The sequence below is a fragment of the Pantoea sp. ICBG 985 genome, assembly GCF_002928365.1.
GTDB classification, from domain to species: Bacteria; Pseudomonadota; Gammaproteobacteria; order Enterobacterales; family Enterobacteriaceae; genus Pantoea; species Pantoea dispersa.
Window position 1 is genome coordinate 552,923 of sequence record NZ_POWM01000001.1, and the last position, 25,119, is coordinate 578,041.

The 25,119-nt window shown below is 58.1% G+C and carries 18 protein-coding genes; 9 read left to right on the forward strand and 9 right to left on the reverse strand.

The annotated features are described in order from the left end of the window. Window positions 1–60 precede the first annotated feature (60 nt). From cmoM to C1Y42_RS02745, 7 genes are all read left to right on the forward strand, one after another. Window positions 61–831, forward strand: coding sequence for a tRNA uridine 5-oxyacetic acid(34) methyltransferase CmoM (gene cmoM, locus C1Y42_RS02715; protein WP_104092773.1), 771 nt, complete (start codon window positions 61–63; stop codon window positions 829–831). An 11-nt stretch (window positions 832–842) separates the two neighbouring features. Then, on the forward strand, window positions 843–2,165 hold the full coding sequence (gene mukF, locus C1Y42_RS02720) for a chromosome partition protein MukF (RefSeq protein ID WP_021508336.1): 1,323 nt from the start codon (window positions 843–845) through the stop codon (window positions 2,163–2,165). Further along, window positions 2,146–2,874 (forward strand): chromosome partition protein MukE, encoded by a 729-nt coding sequence (mukE, locus tag C1Y42_RS02725; protein ID WP_031279857.1) that lies wholly within the window; start codon window positions 2,146–2,148, stop codon window positions 2,872–2,874. The genes mukF and mukE overlap by 20 nt, the downstream gene beginning before the upstream one ends. Continuing rightward, window positions 2,871–7,337 (forward strand): chromosome partition protein MukB, encoded by a 4,467-nt coding sequence (gene mukB / locus C1Y42_RS02730; protein ID WP_104092774.1) that lies wholly within the window; start codon window positions 2,871–2,873, stop codon window positions 7,335–7,337. The genes mukE and mukB overlap by 4 nt, the downstream gene beginning before the upstream one ends. A gap of 156 nt (window positions 7,338–7,493) precedes the next feature. Beyond that, window positions 7,494–9,296, forward strand: a complete 1,803-nt coding sequence (gene ldtD / locus C1Y42_RS02735; protein WP_104092775.1) for a L,D-transpeptidase — start codon at window positions 7,494–7,496, stop codon at window positions 9,294–9,296. A gap of 188 nt (window positions 9,297–9,484) precedes the next feature. Further along, entirely contained in the window at window positions 9,485–10,036 is a 552-nt protein-coding gene (locus C1Y42_RS02740; protein ID WP_031279855.1) for a YcbK family protein, read from the forward strand. Between the two features lie 36 nt (window positions 10,037–10,072). Continuing rightward, window positions 10,073–10,702: an MBL fold metallo-hydrolase gene (locus C1Y42_RS02745; RefSeq protein ID WP_058775376.1), complete on the forward strand. Its 630-nt coding sequence runs from the start codon at window positions 10,073–10,075 to the stop codon at window positions 10,700–10,702. A gap of 31 nt (window positions 10,703–10,733) precedes the next feature. On the opposite strand, the gene C1Y42_RS02750 is transcribed toward C1Y42_RS02745, so the two are convergent. The 4 genes from C1Y42_RS02750 to pncB form a co-directional block, all read right to left on the reverse strand. Then, complete coding sequence (locus tag C1Y42_RS02750; protein ID WP_021508330.1) at window positions 10,734–11,924, reverse strand: amino acid aminotransferase; 1,191 nt, start codon at window positions 11,922–11,924, stop codon at window positions 10,734–10,736. 200 nt (window positions 11,925–12,124) lie between these two features. Continuing rightward, on the reverse strand, window positions 12,125–13,225 hold the full coding sequence (ompC, locus tag C1Y42_RS02755) for a porin OmpC (RefSeq protein ID WP_058769558.1): 1,101 nt from the start codon (window positions 13,223–13,225) through the stop codon (window positions 12,125–12,127). 300 nt (window positions 13,226–13,525) lie between these two features. Next, window positions 13,526–14,926 (reverse strand): asparagine--tRNA ligase, encoded by a 1,401-nt coding sequence (gene asnS / locus C1Y42_RS02760; protein ID WP_058769559.1) that lies wholly within the window; start codon window positions 14,924–14,926, stop codon window positions 13,526–13,528. Between the two features lie 155 nt (window positions 14,927–15,081). After that, a complete protein-coding gene (pncB, locus tag C1Y42_RS02765; protein ID WP_058780857.1) occupies window positions 15,082–16,287 on the reverse strand; it encodes a nicotinate phosphoribosyltransferase in 1,206 nt (401 codons plus the stop codon). A 245-nt stretch (window positions 16,288–16,532) separates the two neighbouring features. Here pncB and pepN point away from each other — a divergent pair, with 245 nt between their 5' ends. Continuing rightward, a complete protein-coding gene (gene pepN / locus C1Y42_RS02770; protein ID WP_104092776.1) occupies window positions 16,533–19,148 on the forward strand; it encodes an aminopeptidase N in 2,616 nt (871 codons plus the stop codon). A gap of 164 nt (window positions 19,149–19,312) precedes the next feature. On the opposite strand, the gene ssuB is transcribed toward pepN, so the two are convergent. From ssuB to ssuE, 5 genes are read right to left on the reverse strand one after another with little or no spacing between them, the layout of a single operon-like run. Next, entirely contained in the window at window positions 19,313–20,104 is a 792-nt protein-coding gene (gene ssuB, locus C1Y42_RS02775) for an aliphatic sulfonates ABC transporter ATP-binding protein (protein ID WP_021508325.1), read from the reverse strand. Further along, window positions 20,101–20,892: an aliphatic sulfonate ABC transporter permease SsuC gene (ssuC, locus tag C1Y42_RS02780; RefSeq protein WP_021508324.1), complete on the reverse strand. Its 792-nt coding sequence runs from the start codon at window positions 20,890–20,892 to the stop codon at window positions 20,101–20,103. Before ssuC ends, ssuB begins: the two co-directional genes overlap by 4 nt. Before the next feature lie 10 nt (window positions 20,893–20,902). After that, on the reverse strand, window positions 20,903–22,048 hold the full coding sequence (gene ssuD / locus C1Y42_RS02785) for an FMNH2-dependent alkanesulfonate monooxygenase (RefSeq protein ID WP_104092777.1): 1,146 nt from the start codon (window positions 22,046–22,048) through the stop codon (window positions 20,903–20,905). A gap of 11 nt (window positions 22,049–22,059) precedes the next feature. Further along, entirely contained in the window at window positions 22,060–23,019 is a 960-nt protein-coding gene (locus C1Y42_RS02790; RefSeq protein WP_104092778.1) for a sulfonate ABC transporter substrate-binding protein, read from the reverse strand. Between the two features lie 10 nt (window positions 23,020–23,029). Next, window positions 23,030–23,581: an NADPH-dependent FMN reductase gene (ssuE, locus tag C1Y42_RS02795; RefSeq protein WP_104092779.1), complete on the reverse strand. Its 552-nt coding sequence runs from the start codon at window positions 23,579–23,581 to the stop codon at window positions 23,030–23,032. A 732-nt stretch (window positions 23,582–24,313) separates the two neighbouring features. Between ssuE and C1Y42_RS02800 the strand changes: the two genes are divergently transcribed. Next, on the forward strand, window positions 24,314–25,108 hold the full coding sequence (locus C1Y42_RS02800; RefSeq protein WP_058780801.1) for a hypothetical protein: 795 nt from the start codon (window positions 24,314–24,316) through the stop codon (window positions 25,106–25,108). Window positions 25,109–25,119: the final 11 nt, after the last annotated feature.

A 25,119-nucleotide genomic window follows, 5' to 3' on the forward strand; every position in this document is an offset into this window, starting at 1 on the left:
TTCTTGTCGAGCCTGTGACAAAATAGCACAAGTTGAATGCAGCAAAGCGGAGCCATCACCATGCAGGATCGTAACTTTGACGATCTGGCGGATAAATTCTCGCAAAATATTTATGGCACCCGTAAAGGCCAGGTGCGTCAGGCGATCATCTGGGATGAGCTGAACGCCATTCTGCCGACGCTGCCCGCTGGCCCGCTGGCGGTGCTGGATGCCGGTGGTGGTGTCGGTCAGATCTCCAGCGGTCTTGCTGCGCAGGGTCATCAGATACTGCTGTGCGACCTGTCGGGCGAGATGCTTAAGCTGGCCGCCGCCCATGCGCACAGCGCAGGTGTGAGCCACAACATGCAATTCAAACAAATTAGCGCGCAGCAGGTTGGCGAACATTTGGATAAGCCGGTGGATCTGGTATTGTTTCACGCTGTGCTTGAGTGGGTGGCGGATCCGCTGGCGGTGCTGCAAGCACTGTGGCATACGCTGAAACCCGGTGGTGTGCTGTCGCTGATGTTTTATAACGCGCACGGCCTGACGTTCCGCACTCTGACGCTCGGCAATTTCGGCTATCTGCGCGCCAACATGAACAAGCGCAAAAAACGCACGCTGTCGCCGGATTTCCCCCGCGATCCTGACGATGTACAGCGCTGGCTGACGCAGTGCGGATTTATCACCGAGCAGCGTGCCGGTATCCGCGTGTTCAGTGACTACATGAAGCCGCAGCCCGGCGCCGGGAAGAGCGTTGAGGAAATTATTGAGATGGAACGGCGCTACTGTCGTCAGGAGCCCTTTTTGAGCTTAGGGCGCTATATCCACGTGACTGCGCGCAAACCCAGGTAGAAGGATCAACTATGAGCGAATTTTCCCAGACGGTCCCCGAACTGGTGGCATGGGCGCGCAAGAATGACTTTTCCCTTGCGCTGCCGGTAGAACGTCTGGCGTTTTTGCTGGCCATCGCCACCCTCAACGGGGAGCGCATGGACGGCGAGATGAGTGAAGGTGAGCTGATTGACGCCTTTCGTCACGTCAGCAAAGCGTTTGAACAAACCCACGAAACCATTCAGGTCCGTGCCAACAACGCCATCAACGACATGGTGCGTCAGCGCCTGCTTAACCGTTTTACCAGCGAGCTGACCGAAGGTCACGCCATCTATCGTCTGACGCCACTGGCGATCGGCATCACCGACTATTACATCCGCCAGCGCGAATTTTCCACGCTGCGCCTGTCGATGCAGCTGTCGATTGTCGCGCAGGAGCTGAAGCGCGCCGCCGACGCCGCCGAGGAAGATGGCGACGAGTTTCACTGGCATCGCAACGTCTTTGCGCCGCTGAAATATTCGGTCGCGGAAATCTTCGACAGCATCGACATGACGCAGCGCCTGATGGACGAACAGCAGCAGGCGGTAAAAAGCGATATCGCCGATCTGCTGAATAAAGACTGGCGCGCGGCCATCTCCAGCTGTGAGCTGCTGTTGTCGGAGACCTCCGGCACGCTGCGTGAACTGCAGGATACGCTGGAAGCGGCAGGCGACAAGCTGCAGGCTAACCTGCTGCGGATTCAGGACGCCACGCTGAGCAGCCCGGATCTGGGCTTCGTCGACAAGCTGGTGTTTGACCTGCAAAACAAGCTTGATCGCATTATCAGCTGGGGGCAGCAGGCTATCGATCTGTGGATCGGTTACGACCGCCACGTGCACAAATTTATTCGTACCGCCATCGACATGGATAAAAACCGCGTGTTCGCGCAGCGTTTACGCCAGTCGGTGCAGAACTATTTCGATCAGCCGTGGGCGCTGACTTACGCCAATGCCGACCGTCTGTATGACATGCGCGATGAAGAGATGACGCTGCGTAACGACGAGGTGATGGGCGAACTGCCGCCGGAAATGGAGTACGAAGAGTTTAACGAAATCCGCGAGCAGCTGGCGGCGATGATTGAAGAAGCGCTGCAGATTTACAAGCAGCAGCAGAAGCCGCTGCATCTCGCCACGGTGATGCGTGACTATCTGGCGCAGTATCCCCGCGCGCGCCACTTCGACCTCGCACGCATCGTCATCGATCAGGCGGTGCGACTCGGCGTGGCCGAAGCCGATTTAGCCGGTCTGCCTGCGGAATGGCAGACCATCAATGATTACGGAGCCAAGGTGCAGGCACATGTCATCGACAAATATTGAACAAGTGATGCCGGTCAAACTGGCGCTGGCACTGGCAAACCCGATTTTTCCCGCGCTTGATAGCCAGTTACGCGCCGGCCGCCACATTGGTATTGAAGAGCTGGATAATCACGCTTTTCTGATGGATTACCAGCCGTTTCTGGAAGAGTTTTATGCGCGCTACAACGTTGAGTTGATCCGCGCGCCGGAAGGTTTTTTCTATCTGCGTCCGCGCTCAACCACGCTGATCCCGCGCTCGGTGCTGTCCGAGCTCGACATGATGGTGGGTAAAATTCTCTGCTATCTCTACCTGAGCCCGGAGCGGCTGGCCAACGAGGGCATTTTCACCCAGCAGGAGCTGTACGACGAGCTGCTGTCGCTGGCGGATGAAAGCAGGTTGCTGAAGCTGGTTAACCAGCGCTCCACCGGGTCGGATCTGGATCGCGCCAAACTGCAGGAGAAGATGCGTGCGTCGCTCAGCCGTCTGCGCCGTCTCGGCATGGTGTGGTTTATGGGCAACGACAGCAGCAAGTTCCGCATCATGGAGTCCGTTTTCCGCTTTGGTGCGGATGTGCGCAGCGGTGACGACGCACGTGAAGCGCAGCTGCGCCTGATTCGTGATGGCGAAGCGATGACGCTGGAGAACGCACCGGTCGCCAGTGAGAGCGACGAGGCAGAAAATGACAGCGAACACGACGCGAGCGAGCGCGCGGAGGATGAACAGGCATGATTGAACGCGGTAAATTTCGATCGCTCACGCTGATCAACTGGAACGGTTTCTTTGCCCGCACCTTTGATCTGGATGAGCTGGTCACCACGCTGTCCGGCGGTAACGGTGCCGGTAAATCGACCACCATGGCGGCGTTTGTTACGGCACTGATTCCGGACTTAACCCTGCTGCATTTCCGTAACACCACCGAAGCCGGTGCCACGTCCGGCTCGCGCGACAAGGGCCTGCACGGCAAACTGCGCGCGGGCGTCTGCTATGCGGTGCTGGACGTGGTCAACTCGCGCCATCAGCGCGTGGTGGCTGGCGTGCGCCTGCAGCAGGTGGCCGGACGCGATAAGAAAGTCGACATTAAGCCTTTCAGTATTCACGGCCTGCCGACCGATACGCTGCCAACCGATATGCTGACCGAAATTCTCGGCAGCCGTCAGGCGCGCGTGCTGCCGCTGGCAGAAGTGAAGGAGCGGGTGGAAGCGCAGGAGGGCGTGCAGTTCCGCCAGTTCAGCTCGGTCACGGACTACCACGCCATGATGTTTGAGCTCGGCGTGGTACCGCGTCGCCTGCGCACCGCCAGCGATCGCAGCAAATTCTACCGTCTGATCGAAGCTTCGCTGTATGGCGGTATCTCCAGCGCCATTACCCGCTCGCTGCGCGATTACCTGCTGCCGGAAAACGGCGGCGTGCGTAAAGCGTTCCAGGATATGGAAGCGGCGCTGCGCGAAAACCGCATGACGCTGGAAGCGATTCGCGTTACGCAGTCGGATCGTGATCTGTTTAAGCATCTGATCTCTGAAGCCACCAGCTACGTTTCTGCCGACTACATGCGCCACGCCAACGAGCGTCGCATCCATCTTGACGGTGCGCTGCAGCTGCGTAACGAGCTGTTCACCAGCCGCAATCAGCTGGCATCAAAACAGTATCGTCACATCGAAATGGCGCGCGAACTCTCTGAGCACAACGGCGCAGAGAGCGATTTGGAAACCGATTATCAGGCGGCGAGCGATCACCTTAATCTGGTCCAGACGGCGATGCGTCAGCAGGAGAAGATTGCGCGTTACGACGCCGATCTGGAAGAGCTGACTTATCGCCTCGAAGAGCAGAATGAAGTGGTGGCCGAAGCGCGTGAGGTGCAGGAAGAGAACGAAGCGCGCGCTGAAGCGGCGGAAATTGAAGTCGACGAGCTGAAAAGCCAGCTGGCCGATTTTCAGCAGGCGCTTGATGTGCAGCAAACCCGCGCCATCCAGTATCAGCAGGCGTTGCAGGCGCTGGAAAAAGCGCGGGCGCAGTGCCAGTTGCCGGACCTCACCATCGACAACGCCGCAGAGTGGCAGGAAACTTTCCAGGCGCGCGAAGAAGAGGCCACCGAACGGCTGCTGCGCCTGGAGCAGAAGCTGAGCGTGGCGGAAGCGGCGCACAGCCAGTTTGAACAGGCGCTGGCGCTGGTCACCAGCATTGCTGGCGAGGTAAGCCGGCAGGATGCGTGGCAGGTCGGGCGCGAATTGCTGCGCGATGCCGCTAACCAGCGCCATCATGCCGAACAGCTCTCTTCGCTGCGTCTGCGTCTCAACGAACTGGAAACCCGCCTGCGCGAGCAGCATGACGCCGAACGTCTGCTGGCCGACTTCTGTAAACGTCAGGGCCAGCAGTATGACGCTGACGCGCTGGAAGGCCTGCAGCGTGAACTGGAAGCGCAGATAGAGCAGCTGAACGAAAGCGTGGCCGACGCCGGTGAACGCCGCATGCTGATGCGCCAGGAGCTGGAGCAGCTGCGCGAGCGCATCACTGCGCTGACCGCGCGGGCGCCGCACTGGCTGGCGGCGCAGGAGATTCTCACCCAGCTGAGCGAGCAGACCGGCCAGACGCTGAGCAGCAGCCAGCAGATCACCGAATATATGCAGCAGCTGCTGGAGCGCGAGCGTGAAACCACCGTCGAGCGTGATGAAGTGGCGGCGCGCAAGCGCGAGGTGGAGCAGCAGATTGCGCGACTCAGCCAGCCGGGCGGTGCGGAAGATGCGCGCCTGACTCAGCTGGCGGAGCGGTTTGGCGGCGTGCTGCTGTCAGAAATTTACGATGACGTGACGCTGGATGATGCGCCGTACTTCTCCGCGCTGTATGGCCCATCGCGTCACGCCATTGTGGTACCGGACCTGTCGCTGGTGCGCGAGATGCTCGACGGCCTGGAAGAGTGTCCGGAAGATCTCTATCTGATCGAAGGCGATCCGCAGTCGTTTGATGACAGCGTCTTCAGCGTCGACGAGCTGGAAAATGCGGTCGTCGTCAAAGTGGCGGAGCGCCAGTGGCGTTATTCGCGCTTCCCGAAAGTGCCGCTGTTTGGTCGCGCGGCGCGGGAAAATCAGCTGGAGCTGTTGAACAATGAGCGCGACCAGCTGGCCGAACGTTTTGCCACGCTGTCATTTGACGTGCAGAAAACCCAGCGTCTGCATCAGTCGTTTAGCCGCTTTATCGGCAGCCACCTGGCGGTGGCTTTCGACGAAGATCCGGAAGCGCAGATGCGTCAGCTTAACAGCCGTCGTGGCGAGCTGGAGCGTGCGCTGGCGCAGCACGAGAATGACAACCAGCAGCAGCGTGCCCAGTTCGAGCAGGCAAAAGAGGGCGTGGCGCAGCTCAACCGCCTGCTGCCGCGCGTTAACCTGTTGCTTGACGACTCGCTGGCCGACCGCTGCGAAGAGATTCGTGAGCGGGTGGAAGAAGCCCAGGAAGCCGCGCGCTTCCTGCATCAGCACGGCGCGAAACTCAGCAAACTGGAGCCGCTGGTGGCGGTGCTGCAGAGCGATCCGCAGCAGCACGAACAGCTGACGCGTGACTATCAGCAGGCGCAGCAGCAGCAGCGCGAAGCGCGTCAGCAGGCATTTGCCCTGACCGAAGTGGTGCAGCGCCGCGCGCACTTCAGCTATGAAGATTCGGCCGGCATGCTGACCGGTAACAGCGATCTCAACGAAAAACTGCGTCAGCGTCTGGAGCAGGCGGAAGGCGAACGCAGCCGCGCGCGCGAACGCCTGCGCGAGCATCAGGCGCAGCTGACGCAGTATTCCCAGGTGCTGGCATCGCTGAAGAGTTCGTACGACGCCAAGCGCGACATGCTGAAAGAGTTGCAGCAGGAGATGCAGGATATTGGCGTGCACGCCGATGCCAGCGCCGAGGAGCGCGCACGCAGCCGGCGTGACGAACTCTACACGGCGCTTAGCCACAACCGTGCGCGTCGCAATCAGCTGGAGAAACAGCTCACCTTCTGCGAAGCCGAGATGGATAGCCTGCAGAAGAAACTGCGCAAGCTGGAGCGCGATTATCACCTGATGCGTGAGCAGGTGGTCAGCGCCAAAGCGGGCTGGTGCACCGTGCTGCGTCTGGTGAAAGAGAACGGCGTCGAGCGTCGTCTGCATCGCCGCGAACTGGCTTACCTGAGCGGCGATGAGCTGCGCTCGATGTCGGATAAGGCGCTCGGTGCGCTGCGCCTGGCGGTCGCGGATAATGAACACCTGCGCGATGTGCTGCGCATGTCGGAAGATCCAAAACGACCGGAGCGCAAGATTCAGTTCTTTATCGCCGTCTATCAGCATCTGCGTGAACGTATCCGTCAGGACATTATTCGTACCGACGATCCGGTTGAAGCCATCGAGCAGATGGAGATTGAGCTGAACCGCCTGACCGAAGAGCTGACGGCGCGTGAGCAGACGCTGGCGATCAGCTCGCGCAGCGCGGCCAATATCATTCGCAAAACCATTCAGCGCGAGCAGAACCGCATCCGTCAGCTGAACCAGGGCTTGCAGGCGGTGAGCTTTGGCCAGGTGCGCAGCGTGCGGCTGAACGTCAACGTACGCGAAACGCACGCCATGCTGCTGGATACGCTGTCGGAAGAGCATGAACAGCATCAGGATCTGTTTACCAGCAATCGACTCACGTTCTCGGAAGCGCTGGCGAAGCTGTATCAGCGTCTCAATCCGCAGATTGATATGGGCCAGCGCACGGCGCAGACCATCGGTGAAGAGCTGCTCGACTACCGCAACTACCTTGAGATGGAAGTGGAAGTGAACCGCGGCTCAGACGGCTGGCTGCGCGCCGAAAGCGGGGCGCTGTCGACCGGTGAAGCGATCGGTACCGGTATGTCGATTCTGGTGATGGTGGTGCAGAGCTGGGAAGAGGAGTCACGGCGTCTGCGTGGTAAAGATATTTCACCGTGCCGCCTGCTGTTCCTCGATGAAGCCGCGCGTCTTGATGCGCGCTCCATCGCCACGCTGTTCGAACTGTGCGAGCGTCTGGAAATGCAGCTGGTGATCGCCGCGCCGGAGAATATCAGTCCGGAAAAAGGCACCACTTATAAGCTGGTACGTAAAGTCTTTAACAATACGGAGCATGTGCACGTGGTCGGACTGCGCGGTTTCTCCGCCGATCCGACGCCGGTGAAACAGGAAAATCCCGGCGCAGGCGTGGCCACTGAAAATAGCTAGCAGCAAATCTGGTTAAAAATTCAGGCTGCGGTTAATCTGTAAACGGCATCGGCCCTGCGAGGCGGATGCCGTTTTTTATTTTATACTCAACCATAAGAGTACAGGCGGTACACGGCGTTTTCAGGATGCTGTGTCTTTGGTAAGAAGGGGGCAGGGATGTTGCTGAACAAGAAGAGCAGAGTTAATCGTGCTGCAATAGCACTCAGTTTGTCACTGATGGCGGCACCGCTGGCTATCAGCCAGGCGGCAGACGTCGGCGCGCTGCCGCATAGCACGCTGTCAGTGGCCGCCAGCCAGCAGCAAATTCAGCAGGCATTTAGCCCCAGCGAACGACCCTTTTATCTGCCCGGCCTCGCCGGCATCTATGCGGCACGCAACATGGCGCCGCTGTGGCAGGATCGCGATGCCGTGCAGGCTTTCCAGCAGCAGCTGGCGGAAGTGGCGCTCTCCGGCGTACAGCCGCAGTTTACCCGCTGGGTAGAGTTGCTCACCAATCCGGATATCAAAGGCTTCGCGCGGGACGTGGTGCTGAGCGACGCCATGCTTGGCTATTTGCAGTTTGTCGCTAACGTACCGACCCAGGGCGAAACCTGGCTGTACAGCAATGTGCCGTACAAGCTGACCATGCCGTCACTCTCCGCCATTAATCAGTGGCAGAACGCGGTGAACGGCGGCGGCAGCCGCGCCTTTGTGGTGTCGCTGCAACCGCAGCATCCGCAGTACGCACCGATGCACAGCGCGTTAAAAGCGTTGCTGACCGATAACCGGCCGTGGCCGCAGCTGCGCGATAAGGGCACGCTGCGCCCGGGTCAGATCAGCGATGATGTGCCGGCGCTGCGTGAGATTCTGCAGCGCACCGGGATGCTGACCGGCACGCACAGCGCGACGCCCACGCCAGCCGACGATGCCGTCCCGACGGCGCCGCAGCCGGTGAGCCAGAGCGATCAGCCAGTGGCCGTCAGCCCGTCGGCCACCAGCGTCAGCGATCTGCCAGCGCAGGTACCGCAGACCAGCGGCAACATCAGCACGGTCACCCCGGCTGCCAGCAATAATGTCTACGACAACACGCTGGTGGAGGGGGTAAAACGCTTCCAGCACTGGCAGGGACTGGCCGACGACGGTGCCATCGGCCCGCGTACCCGCGAGTGGCTGAATGTTTCCCCGCAGATGCGTGCGGCGCTGCTGGCGCTGAATATCCAGCGTCTGCGTCTGCTGCCGGATGACATGCACAACGGCATCATGGTGAATATTCCCAACTATTCCCTGACCTACTACAACAACGGCAATACCATTCTGTCCTCGCGGGTGATTGTCGGTCGTCCGGACCGCAAAACGCCGCTGATGCGCAGCGCGCTCAATAATGTGGTGCTCAATCCACCGTGGAACGTGCCCACTACGCTGGTGCGCCAGGATATCGTGCCGAAGGTGAAGCAGGATCCGAGCTATCTGTATAAGCACGGCTACACGCTGCTGTCGGGCTGGAGCGCTGATGCGGAAGTGATCGATCCGTCGATGATTGACTGGCACATGGTGTCCGCCGCCAGTTTCCCGTATCGCATTCGTCAGGCGCCGGGTGCCAGCAACTCGCTGGGCCGCTATAAATTCAACATGCCGAGTTCAGACGCGATTTATCTGCATGACACGCCAAATCATGGCCTGTTCCAGCGTGATATCCGCGCGCTCAGCTCCGGCTGCGTGCGCGTTAACAAAGCTTCTGAACTGGCCGATCTGCTGTTGCAGGACGCGGGCTGGAACGACAGCCGCATCTCTGACACGCTGAAGCAGGGCGATACGCGCTACGTGCCGATTCGCCATCGTATTCCGGTCAATCTCTACTACCTTACGGCCTGGGTGGCGGACGATGGCCAGCCGCAGTATCGTACAGATATTTACAATTATGATAACCCGGCGCGCTCCGGCAGCCAGGTGCTGACCAAAGCGGGGCAGCTGCTGCTCTAAGCGTTGATTTCCCTGTTATCCTTCCCTCAAAGAAAATGGCAAGACCGGTCTGGAAAATTGATTTCAGACCGGTTTTGCGCATTCTGTGACAGATTGCGGGTTGACTGCTCACCAGGCTGCGGTTACTGTTCGGCCTTGTGTACTTTTTGCACATATTTTTATCGTTTTAGATTAGGTAACCCCGCTTCATGGCTAATTTTGATTCTCAACGTCGTCGTTTATTGCTGCTGGGTGGCGCAGCGGCTGGATTGTCACTGCTGCCGGGTGCAGCGCTGGCGTCAGTTTCCACCTCCCGCCCCCGGGTATTAACGCTCAGTAACATGCATACCGGTGAAACCCTCAAAACTGAGTTTTTTAACGGTAAGAGTTATGACAAGGATGAGTTAGCTCGCTTAAACCACTTCTTCCGTGATTACCGCGCCAATCAGGTTAAACACATCGATCCGCATCTGTTTGACCAGCTGTATCGTTTGCAGACGCTGCTCAACACGCGCAAACCGGTGCAGCTGATCTCCGGCTACCGTACGCTGGCGACCAATAATATGCTGCGTGAATCGGGCCCTGGCGTGGCTAAACACAGCTATCACACCAAAGGGCAGGCGATGGATTTCCACATTGAGGGCATTTCTCTTAGCAATGTTCGCAAAGCGGCGTTATCTATGCGCGCCGGTGGTGTAGGATATTACCCGCGCAGCAACTTCGTACACATTGATACCGGGCCTGCAAGGCACTGGTCCTGATACCGGCAGCGCTGCGTGTGTCGGTCATGGAGCGCTATGAATTACCTGATTATTCCGGTCACCGCCTTTTCACAGAACTGTTCCGTTATCTGGGATGACGAGACGCAACAGGCTGCGCTGGTTGATCCCGGCGGCGATGCCGAAACCATTATTGCCGTGCTGGCGGAGCGAGGCTTAACGCCGTCGCAAATCCTGCTGACCCACGGCCATCTCGATCACGTCGGTGCTGCTGCCGAACTGGCGCAGCACTATCAGGTGCCGATCGTCGGGCCGCAGCCAGCCGATGCCTTCTGGCTGGATAACCTGCCCACTCAAAGCCGGATGTTTGGTTTGCCGGAGTGTGCGCCGCTGACGCCAGATCGCTGGCTGGAAGAGGGCGAGACGGTACAGCTGGGCAACGTGACGCTGGAAGTGCTGCACTGTCCAGGGCATACGCCTGGTCATATCGTGTTCTTTGATCGTGCTGGCCGTCTGTTGCTCTCAGGTGATGTGATTTTTAACGGTGGCGTCGGACGCACCGATTTCCCGCAGGGCAGCCACAGCGATCTAATCGCGGCAATCCGGGATAAACTTCTGCCGCTGGGTGATGATGTGACGTTTGTCCCCGGCCATGGCCCGATTTCCACCCTCGGCCACGAGCGCGTCAGTAATCCTTTCCTGCAATAAAAAAATGGGCCATCAGGCCCATTTTCGTTGGTCACAGCACGGCGACTATCGCTTCGCACAGCGCCGACATATTATCCGGCGTCATGCCTGCCACGTTAACGCGACCAGAATTCACCGCATACACGCCAAACTCTTCACGCAGACGCACCACCTGATCTTTGGTCAGACCGCTGAACGAGAACATGCCGTTCTGTTTGATGATGAAGCTGAAATCGCGCTGTGCGCCTTTCTCCGCCAGGGTATTCACAAACAGCTGACGCATGCGCTGAATGCGCTGGCGCATGTCGGTCAGTTCCTGCACCCAGATGGTACGCAGCGCGTCGTTACCGAGAATGGTGGCGACCACGGCAGCACCGTGCGACGGCGGATTAGAGTAGTTGGCGCGGATGCTGTATTTCACCTGGCTGAATGCTGTCTTCGCCACGTCGGCCGTTGCCGCCACCAGCGTCAGCGCACCGACACGCTCGTTGTACAGACCAAAGTTCTTCGAGTAGGAGCTGGCGACGATCAGTTCCTGATGGGACGCTGCGAAAATGCGCAGGCCTTCAGCATCTTCATCCAGACCGCGTGCGAAGCCCTGGTAGGCGAAGTCGAACAGCGGCAGCCAGCCTTTCTCCAGCGACAGCTGCGCCAGCTGTTGCCACTGGTCAGCGGTAGGATCGATACCGGTCGGGTTATGGCAGCAGCCATGGAACAGCACCACGTCGCCCGCCTGCGCTTCCTGCAGCGAGGCCAGCATGCCGTCGAAGTCGAGGCTGTGGGTTGCCGCATCGTAATACTGGTAGTCACATACTTCCAGGCCGGCGGCGTTGAACACGTTTTTGTGGTTCGGCCAGCTGGGATTGCTCACCCAGACGCGTTTGACGTTGGTTTGCGTAGCGAGGAAATCCGCGGCGACGCGCAGCGCACCGGTACCGCCCGGCGTCTGCGCGGTGCAGGCGCGGCCAGCGCTAATCAGCGCGTTCTCTTTGCCAAACAGCAGTTCCTGCGTGCAGCGCGCGAAATCAGCCAGACCATCAATGCTGAGGTAGTTTTTGGTGGTCTCGTTCTCCAGCAGATACTGCTCAGCTTTTTTCACACTGGTCAGCACCGGCGTTTTGCCGGTTTCATCTTTATAAACACCAATGCCAAGATTGATTTTATTCGGGCGGTCGTCGGCGCGAAACAGGTCAGCCAGTCCCAGAATAGGATCGGCTGGTGCGGCAGAGATTGATTCAAACATGAGTCAGTTCCGTTAGGGTGAACTTTAGCAAAATGAGCTATCAGGTTAACGTCAGACGCAACGCTTGCCAACCGCTGACATAAAAAAGAAATAACTGTGGCGTATAAAGTAATGGCGCTAATCGGGAGCCCGATCACTGAAATGCAAAACGGAGCCCGAAGGCTCCGTTTCTGAGGTGTTACGCAGTTCGAATCGGCAGATTAGAACTGGTAAACCAGGCCAACGCCAACCACGTCGTCGGTACTGATGCCCTTCGCACGGGTAAAGTCGTTGTCGTCCAGCAGGTTGATTTTGTAGTCAACATAGGTGGACATGTTTTTGTTGAAGTAGTAGTAAGTACCCACTTCGATGTATTTAACCAGGTCAGCATCGCCGCCAGCGAAGGTTGAACCGTTGCCAGTCGCGCCGCTCAGGTCCTTACCTTTAGACTGCAGGTAAGCGATGGATGGACGCAGACCGAAGTCGAACTGGTACTGAGCAACCACTTCGAAAGCCTGAACTTTGTTAGCAGTCTGGGTGTTAGTACCACCGTATGGCGTGGTGTTACGTGATTCACCGTAGAAGGCAGCCAGGTATACGTTGTTCGCGTCATATTTCAGACCGAAACCGTAAGCGTCAGCTTTATCGCCGTTGCCATCAAGAACCTGTGCATCGGTACGGTCAGAAGAGAAGTATGCACCTACAGCGCTGATGCCCATACCGGTGTCATACGCTACAGAAGAACCCCAGCCGTCGCCATTCTGGTTCAGGACGTCACGGCCTTCGTTTTTGCCCTGATACTGCACGGCAAAGCTCAGACCATCAACCAGACCGAAGAAGTTGCTGTTACGGTAGGTAGCCAGACCGTTTGAACGACCAACCATGAAGTTGTCGTTGTCCTGATACAGGGTATCGTCACCGAATACTGGCAGCTGGTCAGTGTAAGACATTGCGTCGTACAGAACGCCGTAGTTACGGCCGTAGTCGAAGGAGCCTGCATCACCAAATTTCAGACCGGCAAAGCCCAGACGAGTTTTAGAGCCTTCGGTGCCCTGGTTCTCAGTCACGTTAGCCTGAATGTTGTATTCCCACTGGCCGTAACCGGTCAGCTGGTCGGTAATCTGAGTTTCACCCTTGAAGCCGAAACGAACGTAAGATTTGTCGCCGTCTGAGCTTGAGTCATCAGAGAACTGATGGCGCGCATCAACTTTACCGTAGAGGTCCAGTTTGTTGCCGTCTTTGTTATAGATTTCTGCTGCGTTTGCTGCGCCGGCAGCTAACAGAGCAGGGATAACCACTGCAAGAATGTTGCGCTTCATCATTATTTATTACCCTCATTGGAGTTATTTGGACATCTGCCACTGCCGTCAAGAAACCTTTACGGGAACCTTGAAAGAAGTTTGATGTCTCCTGTGTCTGCACGCATCTTTCCATCACGGGGTTGCTAATTCTAGCCCGAAAATGATTCAATTCTCGTAATTAGGTATCAAAAAGCAAAATTGTATTACAATTTGTAAAATATCGGGAACTTTGTGAGAGAACTCAAAATTTACAAAAATAAAAAAAGGCCGGCAGGGCCGACCTCAATATATATATGAATTTCTTATATTTAATCTTAAATCTTAGAAATTCGCGTTACGTGGCGTGCGTGGGAACGGGATAACGTCTCTTACATTTTGTACGCCAGTGACATAGGCGATCAAACGTTCGAAACCTAAACCGAAGCCGGCATGTGGCACGGTGCCATAGCGACGCAGGTCACGATACCACCAGTAATCTTCCTTATTCAGGCCCATTTCAGCGAGGCGCGCGTCCAGCACATCAAGACGCTCTTCACGCTGGGAACCGCCGATGATTTCACCGATGCCCGGCGCCAGCACGTCCATCGCCGCCACGGTTTTACCGTCGTCGTTCATACGCATGTAGAACGCTTTGATATCTTTCGGGTAGTTCTTCACCACCACCGGCGCTTTGAAGTGTTTCTCCGCCAGATAACGCTCGTGTTCTGAAGAGAGATCGACGCCCCATGACACCGGGTTCTCGAAGCTCTGGCCGCTTTTCAGCAGAATGTCGACGGCGTCGGTGTAGTCTACCTGGGCGAAATCCGTGTTGATGAAGCGCTCCAGACGGGCGATGGCTTCTTTATCCACGCGCTCGGCGAAGAACGCCATATCATCAGCGCGCTCTTCCAGTACCGCTTTAAACACGTACTTCAGCATTGCTTCCGCCAGGGCAGCCGCATCGTCCAGCGTAGCGAACGCCACTTCCGGTTCCAGCATCCAGAATTCCGCTAAGTGACGGCTGGTATTCGAGTTTTCGGCACGGAACGTCGGGCCAAAGGTATACACTTTGGACAGCGCACAGGCGTAGGTCTCGGCGTTCAGCTGGCCGGAAACGGTCAGGAAAGCCTCTTTACCAAAGAAGTCTTTATCGAAATCGACTTTGCCCTGCGGGTCGCGCGGCAGGTTTTCCAGATCCAGCGTTGAGACGCGGAACATCTCGCCGGCACCTTCGGTGTCAGAAGCGGTGATCAGCGGCGTGGAGACCCAGAAATAGCCGTTTTCATGGAAGAAGCGATGCAGCGCCTGCGCCAGCGTATGACGTACGCGCGCCACGGCACCGACAATGTTGGTGCGCGGACGCAGGTGCGCCACTTCTCGCAGGTATTCGATGCTGTGACGTTTAGCCGCCATCGGATAGGTATCCGGATCGTCCACCCAGCCGGTGACTTCAACCTGGGTCGCCTGCAGTTCGAATGCCTGGCCTTCACCCGGCGACTCCACCACTTTACCGGTGACGATCACCGAACAGCCGGTGGTCAGACGCAGCACTTCATCCTGATAATTATTCAGAGAATTATTGACGACGGCCTGAACGGGATTAAAGCAGGAACCGTCATAAACGGCGATGAAGGAAAGACCGGCTTTGGAATCTCTTCGGGTACGTACCCAACCACGTACGGTGACTTCACTGTCAACCGCGACACGGCCGTGCAGTACATCCGCTACAGGCACTACGCTCATAAAAATCTCTCTATATAAATGAAGATGGAGTGAAATAAGCCCCATTCCGGGGTTTAGCTATGTTACTTGCGAGCCACCAGGAAACAAGCAAAATTGCCGGTGAATAAAGAGATTTTCTGGCGCAGAGCAGGGCGCAGGCACCCTGCTCAGGCCGATTAGCTGGCGCGTTTGACCAGCGGCAGGTCGAAGGCTTTGCGCAGGGCGCGCACGAAGGCTTTATCCTGGCAGATGGTTTTACCGGGACTGTCGGAGAGTTTGGCCACCGGTTTACCGTTGCAGCTCACCAGTTTGATCACGATATTCAAAGGCGTGACGCCGGGAATATCGCAGGTGAGGCGGGTGCCGATGCCAAATACCACGTTCGCGCGCTGACCGAAATGACGATACAGCGCCAGTGCTTTGTCGAGGTTGAGATTGTCGGAGAACACCAGCGTTTTGCTGAGCGGATCAATATTCAGCCGCTGATAATGCGCAATGGCTTTTTCTCCCCACTCCACCGGATCGCCCGAATCATGGCGCAGGCCCTGATAGCGATGGGCAAAACCGGGGCCGAAATCACGCAGGAAGGCGTCCATCGTGATGCAGTCGGTCAGGGCAATGCCGAGCTGGTTATCGTACTCATCCAGCCACGACTGCAGCGCCGCGCGCTGGCTGTTGGCCAGTACCGGGCTGATCTGCTGATGCGCCTGGAACCATTCATGTGCCTGGGTTCCGACCGGGTTAAGCTGCAACCGGCGCGCCAGATCGTAGTTACTGGTGCCCAGCAGCCACGGGAATTCGTTTTTCAGCGTGCTGACAATCGCTTCCTGCACCGCGCGCGAATAACGACGCCGCGTGCCAAAGTCCATCAGCTGGAAGCGCGACATATCGAGATCACCCACCTGCTCACGGAAGTGCACCAGCTTCTGCTGCAGATGCGCCACCGCCTGTTCCGCGCCGCTTTCCGGCGTCCGGTGACGGTGTACCACTTCGCTGATCAGCGCCAGCAGCGGCACTTCCCACAGAATCACTTCACGCCACGGGCCGCGAATCTGAATGCGCAGATGCCCGTGATCGTCGCGCACCTCAACCTGCGAGGCATCGAAGCGGAACTGGCGCAGCCAGTCGAGATAATCCTGCTGGAAAAACGGTAAGCTGCTGAGGTAACGATATTCGTCATCGCTCAGCGCCAGAGATTGCATGGCAGTAATGTGCGTGCGGATGGCGTCGGCATACTGGCCGAGCTGCTCATCGCTGCGGCAGCGAAATTCTGCCGTTACCGGGACATCGTAGTAACGATGATAAACGGCCTGCTGCATGTGAAGCTTATAGGCATCGGTATCAAGCAGCGTGGTCAAAATCGGGGAAGCGTGTCCAGTCATGGTGCGTTTCAGCATCCTCTTCCGCGGAGCAGAGCCCGGTATTCAACAAAGTCATAAAGACGCAGGAGTATAAAACAGTAATCACCGCGATCACACCATAATTGCAGGTGACAGGTCGAGGGTCATTTGTGCCATTGTTAATGAATTGTAGACTTTTGGCGCAACGCACGCATTGTGCGTGGCAACCCGGGCGCAACCCGCTTAGACTCTGAGGGTTGACTATATTAACGATGCGAGAAGGATTTATGACGCAACAGCCGCAAATTAAATATCGCCACGACTACCGGGCGCCGGACTACACCATCACCGATATCGACCTGACGTTTGATCTTGATGCGGCCACCACGCGCGTCACCGCCGTCAGTCAGGTAAAACGCCTTGGCGCGCAGCAGGCTGAACTGCGTCTGGACGGTGAGGCGCTGACGCTGCTGTCGCTGGCGGTGGATGGCAATCCGTGGCCGCACTACCGCGAAGAGCAGGGCGCGCTGATCATCAGCCAGCTGCCGGACAACTTTACCCTGACCATCATTAATGAAATCCATCCGGATAAAAACACCGCGCTGGAAGGGCTGTATAAATCCGGCGAGGCGCTCTGCACCCAGTGTGAAGCCGAAGGCTTCCGGCATATCACCTGGTATCTCGATCGCCCGGACGTGCTGGCGCGTTTCACCACTACCCTGATCGCCGACGCGGCTAGCTATCCGTACCTGCTGTCCAACGGTAACAAGCTGGAGAGCGGTCAGCACGAGGATGGGCGTCACTGGGTGAAATGGCAGGATCCGTTCCCGAAACCCTGCTACCTGTTTGCGCTGGTCGCCGGCGATTTCGATGTGCTGCGCGATAGCTTTACCACCCGTTCCGGCCGTAACGTGGCGCTGGAAATTTTTGTCGATCGCGGCAACCTGGACCGTGCGGACTGGGCGATGACCTCGCTCAAAGCCAGCATGAAGTGGGACGAAGAGCGGTTCGGCCTCGAATATGACCTCGATATCTTTATGATCGTCGCGGTGGATTTCTTCAACATGGGCGCGATGGAGAATAAAGGCCTCAACGTCTTCAACTCCAAATATGTGCTGGCTAAAGCGGAAACCGCTACGGACAAAGACTATCTCGGCATTGAAGCCGTGATTGGTCACGAATATTTCCACAACTGGACCGGCAACCGCGTGACCTGCCGCGACTGGTTCCAGCTCAGCCTGAAAGAGGGTCTGACGGTCTTCCGCGATCAGGAGTTCAGCTCCGATCTCGGCTCGCGCGCGGTCAACCGTATTGATAATGTGCGCGTGATGCGCGGCGCGCAGTTCGCCGAAGATGCCAGCCCGATGGCCCATCCGATCCGTCCGGATCAGGTGATCGAAATGAACAACTTCTACACCCTGACGGTGTACGAGAAGGGTTCTGAAGTGATTCGCATGCTGCACACGCTGCTGGGTGAAGAGCAGTTCCAGCAGGGGATGCAGCTCTATTTCGAGCGTCACGATGGCAGCGCCGCCACCTGTGATGATTTCGTGCAGGCGATGGAAGATGCCTCCAACGTCGATTTGTCACAGTTCCGCCGCTGGTACAGTCAGTCGGGCACGCCGGTGCTGACGGTGCGTGATGACTACAACCCGGAGCTGGAGCAGTACACGCTGCACGTCACGCAGCACACGCCACCGACCGTCGATCAAAAAGAGAAGCTGCCGCTGCACATCCCGCTGGATATCGAACTGTATGACGGCGAAGGCAAGGTCATTCCGTTGCAGCACAACGGTCATCCGGTTCATCACGTGCTGAACGTCACCGACGAGTTCCAGACCTTCATTTTCGACAACGTCTATTTCCAGCCGGTGCCGTCGCTGCTACGGGAATTCTCCGCACCGGTGAAGCTTGACTATAAATGGAGCGATGCGCAGCTGACTTTCCTGATGCGCCACGCGCGCAATGACTTCTCGCGCTGGGATGCGGCGCAAAGCCTGCTGGCGACGTATATCCGCCTCAACGTGGCGCGCCATCAGCAGGGCCAGCCGCTGTCGCTGCCGCTGCACGTCGCCGATGCTTTCCGCGCGGTGCTGCTGGATGAGCAGGGCGATCCGGCGCTGATGGCGCTGATCCTGACGCTGCCGTCAGAGAACGAGATCGCCGAACTGTTCGAGGTGATCGACCCGCTGGCGATTGCCGCAGTCCGCGCGGCGCTGGTGCGCACGCTGGCGAATGAGCTGAGCGATGAATTCTATGCGGTGTATCTCGCCAACCAGAGCAGCGACTACAAAGTCGAGCATGCCGAGATCGGCAAGCGCGCGCTGAAGAATGTCTGCCTGAGCTATCTGGCGTTTGCGGACGCAGAGCAGGCCAGCAAACTGGTGCAGGCGCAGTACGACAAAGCCAGCAACATGACCGATGCGCTGGCCGCGCTGTCAGCGGCGGTGGCGGCGCAGTTGCCGTGCCGTGATGCGCTGCTGGCGGCGTACGACGAGCGCTGGCATCAGGATGGTCTGGTGATGGATAAGTGGTTTATGTTGCAGGCCACCAGCCCGGCGGCTGACGTGCTGAGCAAGGTACGTAGCTTGCTGACGCATCGCTCGTTCACCATGGGTAACCCGAACCGCATCCGTTCGCTGATTGGCGCGTTTGCCTCGGCCAACCCGGCAGCCTTCCACGCCAAAGATGGCAGCGGCTACCAGTTCCTGGTGGAGATGCTGACCGATCTCAACCGCCGCAACCCGCAGGTGGCAGCGCGCATGATTGAGCCGCTGATTCGTCTGAAGCGTTATGATGCCGACCGTCAGGCGCTGATGCGTCAGGCGCTGGAGACGCTGAAAGGGCTGGAGAATCTGTCCGGCGATCTGTATGAGAAGATCACCAAAGCGCTGAACGCGTAATCACTCAGGTCGCCAGGAATGGCGGCCCTGCACGACTCCCGTAGTAATCCCCAGGTCGCCATAAATGGCGACCCTACACGGATTTCGCACGGTACGTGTTTCATTACCATTAATGGCAACGATGCACGACCCCGTAGGGTGCGCATTTATGCGCACCTGTTCCTTCAGCGCTGCTGCGCGAACTGCAGGGGCTGCTCTGAGGTTCCCCGCTTCATCACCCGATCCAGCACCTCGGCCTCCAGCTCGGCGAGGCGCGCCGATCCTTTGCGGCGCGGACGTGGTAAATCCACCGCCAAATCCAGCCCGATCTGACCCTCTTCAATCAGCAATACGCGATCGGCCATCGCCACCGCTTCGCTGACATCGTGCGTCACCAGCAACACGGTAAAATTATGCTGCTGCCACAGCGACTCAATCAGGCCCTGCATTTCAATGCGCGTCAGCGCATCAAGTGCGCCGAGCGGTTCATCGAGCAGCAGCAGGCCGGGACGATGAATCAGCGCCCGCGCCAGTGCCACCCGCTGTTTCTGTCCGCCGGAGAGCGCTGCCGGCCACTCATGTGCACGATCGGCCAGACCGACCGCCGCCAGCGCTTCCAGCGCTGCGCTGCGCCACTCGCGGCCTTTCAGACCGAGGCCAACGTTATCGATCACTTTCTTCCACGGCAGCAGACGCGCATCCTGAAACATCAGGCGGGTATCTTCGCGCGCCTCGGCCAGCGGCGCGTTGCCCGCCAGCAATTCACCGTGCGTGGTGGATTCCAGCCCGGCCAGCAGGCGCAGCAGGGTACTTTTACCGCAGCCGCTGCGGCCGACCACCGCGACAAACTGGCCGGCCGGAATATGTAAATCGATATGATTCAGGATGGTGCGATTGCCATACTGCTTGGTGACGCCATTGACGCCCACCGGGGTACCGCGGTTCAGGCGCGCCGGGCTTAGCGTTGCGTTGCTCATGCGTTCTCCTCCTTCAATTGGTAAGCCGGATGCCAGCGCAGCCAGACACGCTCCAGCAGCTGTGCCGTCACGTCGGCCAGTTTGCCCAGCAGGGCATAGAGAATGATGGCGACCACCACCACATCGGTTTGCAGAAACTCACGGGCGTTCATTGCCAGATAACCAATACCGGAGTTGGCCGAGATGGTTTCGGCCACGATCAGCGTCAGCCACATCAGACCGAGGGCAAAGCGCACGCCAACCATGATTGACGGCAACGCGCCCGGCAAAATCACCTGAATAAACAGGCTCCAGCCGGAGAGACCATAGCTGCGGGCCATCTCCACCAGGCCGCGGTCAATATTCCGTATGCCGTGATAGGTATTGAGGTAGATAGGGAACAGGGTGCCGAGCGCCACAAGAAAAATTTTGGCTGACTCGTCGATGCCGAACCACAGAATTACCAGCGGGATCAGCGCCAGGTGCGGCACGTTACGCAGCATCTGCACCGAGGTATCCAGCAACCGTTCGCCGGTGCGCGACGTGCCGGTAATCAGCCCGAGAATCAGGCCAATCGAACCGCCAATGGCAAAACCGATTGCCGCTCGCCAGCCGCTGATGGCGAGGTGTTGCCACAACTCACCGCTGGCCGCGAGATGCCAGAAGGTGATGACAATATTCTCCGGCGAGGGCAGGATGCGCGTCGACAGCCAGCCAGCCTGTGAGGCAATCTGCCACACCACCACCAGCAGCACCGGCAGCGCCCACGGCAGCAGGGCATTGCTCAGCTGTTTCTTGACCTTTGCCATATGCGACTCCTTAACTCTGCGCGACTTTTTGCGGGGTGAAATCATTGGCGACCGCTTCACCGTGCGCCTGCACCACGCGGGGTTGCGGGATTTCCGGCACGGCCAGGTCGAGATGCGGGAACAGCAGCTCGCCCACGCGATAGGCCTCTTCCAGATGCGGATAGCCAGACAGAATGAAGGTCTCGATGCCGAGTTCCTGATACTCCTGCATACGCGCCGCGACCGTCGGACCGTCGCCCACCAGGGCAGTCCCGGCACCACCGCGTACCAGACCGACGCCGGCCCACAGGTTCGGGCTGATCTCCAGCCGATCGCGGCGTCCGCCGTGCAGCGCGGCCATGCGCTGCTGACCGACTGAATCGGTGCGGGCAAAAGCCGCCTGCGCTTTAGCAATGGTGGCATCGTCAAGATGGGCGATGAGCCGGTCTGCCGCCTGCCATGCTTCCTCATTGGTTTCACGCACAATCACGTGCAGACGAATGCCGAAGCGCACCGTGCGCCCCTGGGCCGCCGCTTTGGCGCGCACCTGTTCAATCTTCTCTTTGACCAGCGCGGGTGGTTCGCCCCAGGTCAGATAGACATCCACCTGCTCCGCGGCCAGATCCTGCGCCGCATCCGAAGAACCGCCGAACCACAGCGGTGGACGTGGCTGCTGCACCGCTTTAAACATCAATCGTGCACCGCGCACTTTGACGTACTTGCCTTCGTAATCGACCGTTTCACCCTCGCTGACCCGGCGCCAGACCCGGGTGAACTCCGCGGATTCGGCATAACGCTCGCGGTGATCGAGGAAAACGCCGTCGCCCGCCAGCTCTTCCGGATCGCCGCCGGTGACCAGGTTAAACAGTGCGCGACCGTTGGAGAGACGATCGAGCGTGGCGGCCTGCCGTGCGGCCTGCGTCGGGGAAATCACCCCCGGGCGCAGCGCCACCAGAAAACGCAGGCGCTGCGTCACCGGAATCAGGGATGCGGCCACCAGCCATGCATCTTCACACGACCGGCCGGTGGGGATCAGCACGCCACCAAAACCGAGGCGATCGGCGGCCTGCGCCACCTGTTGCAGATAACCGTGGTCCACCGGGCGCGCGCCTTCGGCGGTACCGAGATAGTGGCCGTCGCCGTGGGTGGGAAGAAACCAGAATACGGATACGCTCATGATAAATTTCCTTATGGCCGGGCCGGCTGTGGCTGCCAGATGCGATCGGCAATGGTGACTTTGACCGGCATTAAATGGTTGGCATAAAACAGATCGGCAGTTTGCTGTTGGGCCTGCGCCGTGTGGGCGCTGACCGGCGTAATGGCGGTCGGAGGACGATGGTCAAGGTAGCTGGCGATCACTGACTTCGGCAGGCCCATCGCCTGTGCCAGCAGATCGATACTTTGCTGGCGCTGGCTACGCGTCAGCGCGTCGGCTTCGCTAAAGGTGTGCAGCACATGCTGCACGAAGTCACCGTGCTCGGTAGCAAAGCTGCGCGTGGCGAGGTAGAACGAACCGGTCTGGTTCAGCTTACTGCCGTCCACCAGCACACGGACGTTGCCCTGCAGCAGCGCAGCGGAATAGTAGGGATCCCAGATCGCCCAGGCGTCAACATCACCCTGCTGAAACGCGGCGCGCGCATCGGCTGGCGTCAGATAAGTCGGCTGAATATCGTTAAAGCTCAGCCCGGCCTGTTCCAGCGCGCGCAGCAGCAGATTGTGCGAACTGGAGCCTTTCTGGAACGCCACTTTATGGCCTTTCAGTTGCGCCACGCTGTGGATGGGACTGTCCTTCGGCACCAGAATCACCTCGGCCTGCGGCTTCGGTGGCTCCGAGCCGACATACAGCAAATCCGCCCCGGCGGCCTGAGCAAACAGCGGCGGGATGTCGCCGGTGCTGCCCAGGTCAATGCTGCCCACGTTCAGCGCCTCAAGCATTTGCGGACCGGCCGGAAACTCGATCCACTGAATGTTGGTGGCCGGGAAGCGCTGCTCCAGCAGCCGATGCGATTTGGCCAGCACCATGCTGACCGATCCTTTCTGATAGCCGATACGGAATTGTGCCGGCGCTTCGGCAGCCTGAGCCGCGAGGGTCAGGGCAAACAGCGCGGTAACGGTTGGCAGCAGCCAGCGGGTTAACATCCTTTTCATCGCGGTTCCTTTATACAGCCTGAGCATAGGGTTGATGACGACGGTGCAGCGCCTGCCAGAAGGTTTCCAGCGCCTCATCAATGCGCTCGCTCAGCAGCGCATCCAGCTCAGGCTGGCGGTCGTAGTGGGTGATTTGCGTATCACTGGCGAACACGCCGTGCAGAACTTCCTGCGCTTTCAGCGCGTTCAGCACCGGTTTCAGCGCGTAGTCAACGGCCAGCATGTGCGCCACGCTGCCGCCGCTCGCCAGCGGCAGCACCACTTTATGTTCCAGCGCGCGCTCTGGCAGCAGGTCGAGCAGGGTTTTCAGCGCGCCAGAGAAAGAGGCTTTATAAATCGGTGTGGCGACGATCAGCCCCTCTGCGAGCGCTAAATCCGCTTTCAGCGCGGCCAGTGCCGGTGAGTCGAAGCGCGCATACAGCAAATCTTCCGGCTGAAAGTTGTGAATGTTCCACGGAATCACCTCAACGCCACGCGCTTCCAGCGCCCGCTGACACACACTCAGCAGCGCCGTAGAACGTGAAGGAAAACGCGGACTCCCCGCCAGCGTAATAACCCGCATGGTCACTCCTTATAACTGAAAGTTATTGATTAGCAATTATTGAGAACTGATGCGTTCAATCCTGACAGAGCAGGCGGCGAGGCGTAAATGATTTATCCGGCAATGGATAGCCGTCAGGCGGGAATAGCGCCCTCTTATAAAAGAAGGGAAAAGCGCCTCTAAGGTTAATCTGAATTACACCCGCAGGTTGCCGGGTTTTCATTAGCGGCTTCCGTCACGGGCAAGGTGAGAATGATTAAAAGCGCTGTTGCCTGGTTAAATCAGAGGTGTAACCGTCGACACATATCGCCGGGCGCGCGATTGTCGTCAGGCTTAAGAAGAAATAGATGAGGTAATTTAAGCTGTAGCGAAGAAATGGCGGCCTAAGTTAAAAATTATCACCAGGATTTTTCTCACCTGCTGTTTTCGCTGCTCCATTTTAAGTTGGCCTTAAATTGAAGAGGAAGTGTGTCAAAACGTAGCCTTTTATTAAAATTGAGCCATGTCTCAACGTTTCCTGTTACGAGTATTGCTAATTTCCTCTGCGCTTAAGTGGGGCTTTCTTTAGTGACGCTTAACAATAAAAGGCAAATAAACAGCCAGCCTGGCAAGGGCCAATAGTCATGCCGTCGGCGGGCTGTTTATAATCGATTGAGTTTTCTTACGCTAAAAAAAAGTCACTGCCTTATTTGCGCCTTAATTGGGCGGATTTTTATCTGGCCATTATTCAGTATTATTTTTAGGGAGAGGAATATGGGAAGGTCTGCTCTGTTAGTGCATCCGGCTGAGCCGGTCGCCGCTCAGCCTGCGCGCGTCGCGGCTGATAACGTTAATCCGCTGTTGTGCTATCTGCTGCAGCCGGATGCCGCGCACAGCCAGTTTACCGCTGTGCCGCAGCCAGCGGCAGAGAGCGTCAGCGACGACGCGTTTTTACTGTTTGCCGCCGACGGCTTTGTGCCCTCTGCTGCACTGTTGCAGGAAGTGGCAAAGCTCAGCCATCAGCGCCCGGAGCTCAACTGCATGCTGGTTTCACTGGCACCGCGCGCACTGAGCAGCGGCCTGCAGCCGTCGCTGCAGCTGTTTCAGCAGCTGCAGGCGCAGCGCCTGTGGCAGCAGAATAACTATGCGGTCATCCTGCGCGCCGCGCTGGTGAAAAATGCCGCTCCGCTGGTACGCATTCAGGATGTGATGCTGGCCGGCCTGTTAAATACGCAAACGGTATGGCTGCTGGATGCCCGCGCAGAGCATGAGGTCACCACGGTTAATCCACCGCCCAGCTATCAGCAATTTATGACGGAATATGAAAAGGTCACCCGTTTGTCACACTTTATTCCGGAGCGAAACCGCTATCGCCAGAGTTATTTACGCAGCGGGTTATTACAGCTGGTACAGCAGGAATTAAACGCTGAAACGCAGTTCTCTAATAATGTGCGGCACGCGGTGCGCTACTTTGCCGATCAGTTTTCACCGCAGAGCACAATGGAAAAACTGTTACTGAAACAGCCCGACCTCTATTTCTCACTGATGAAAATGAGAAAAAGCCGCTGAGATAGCGCCAG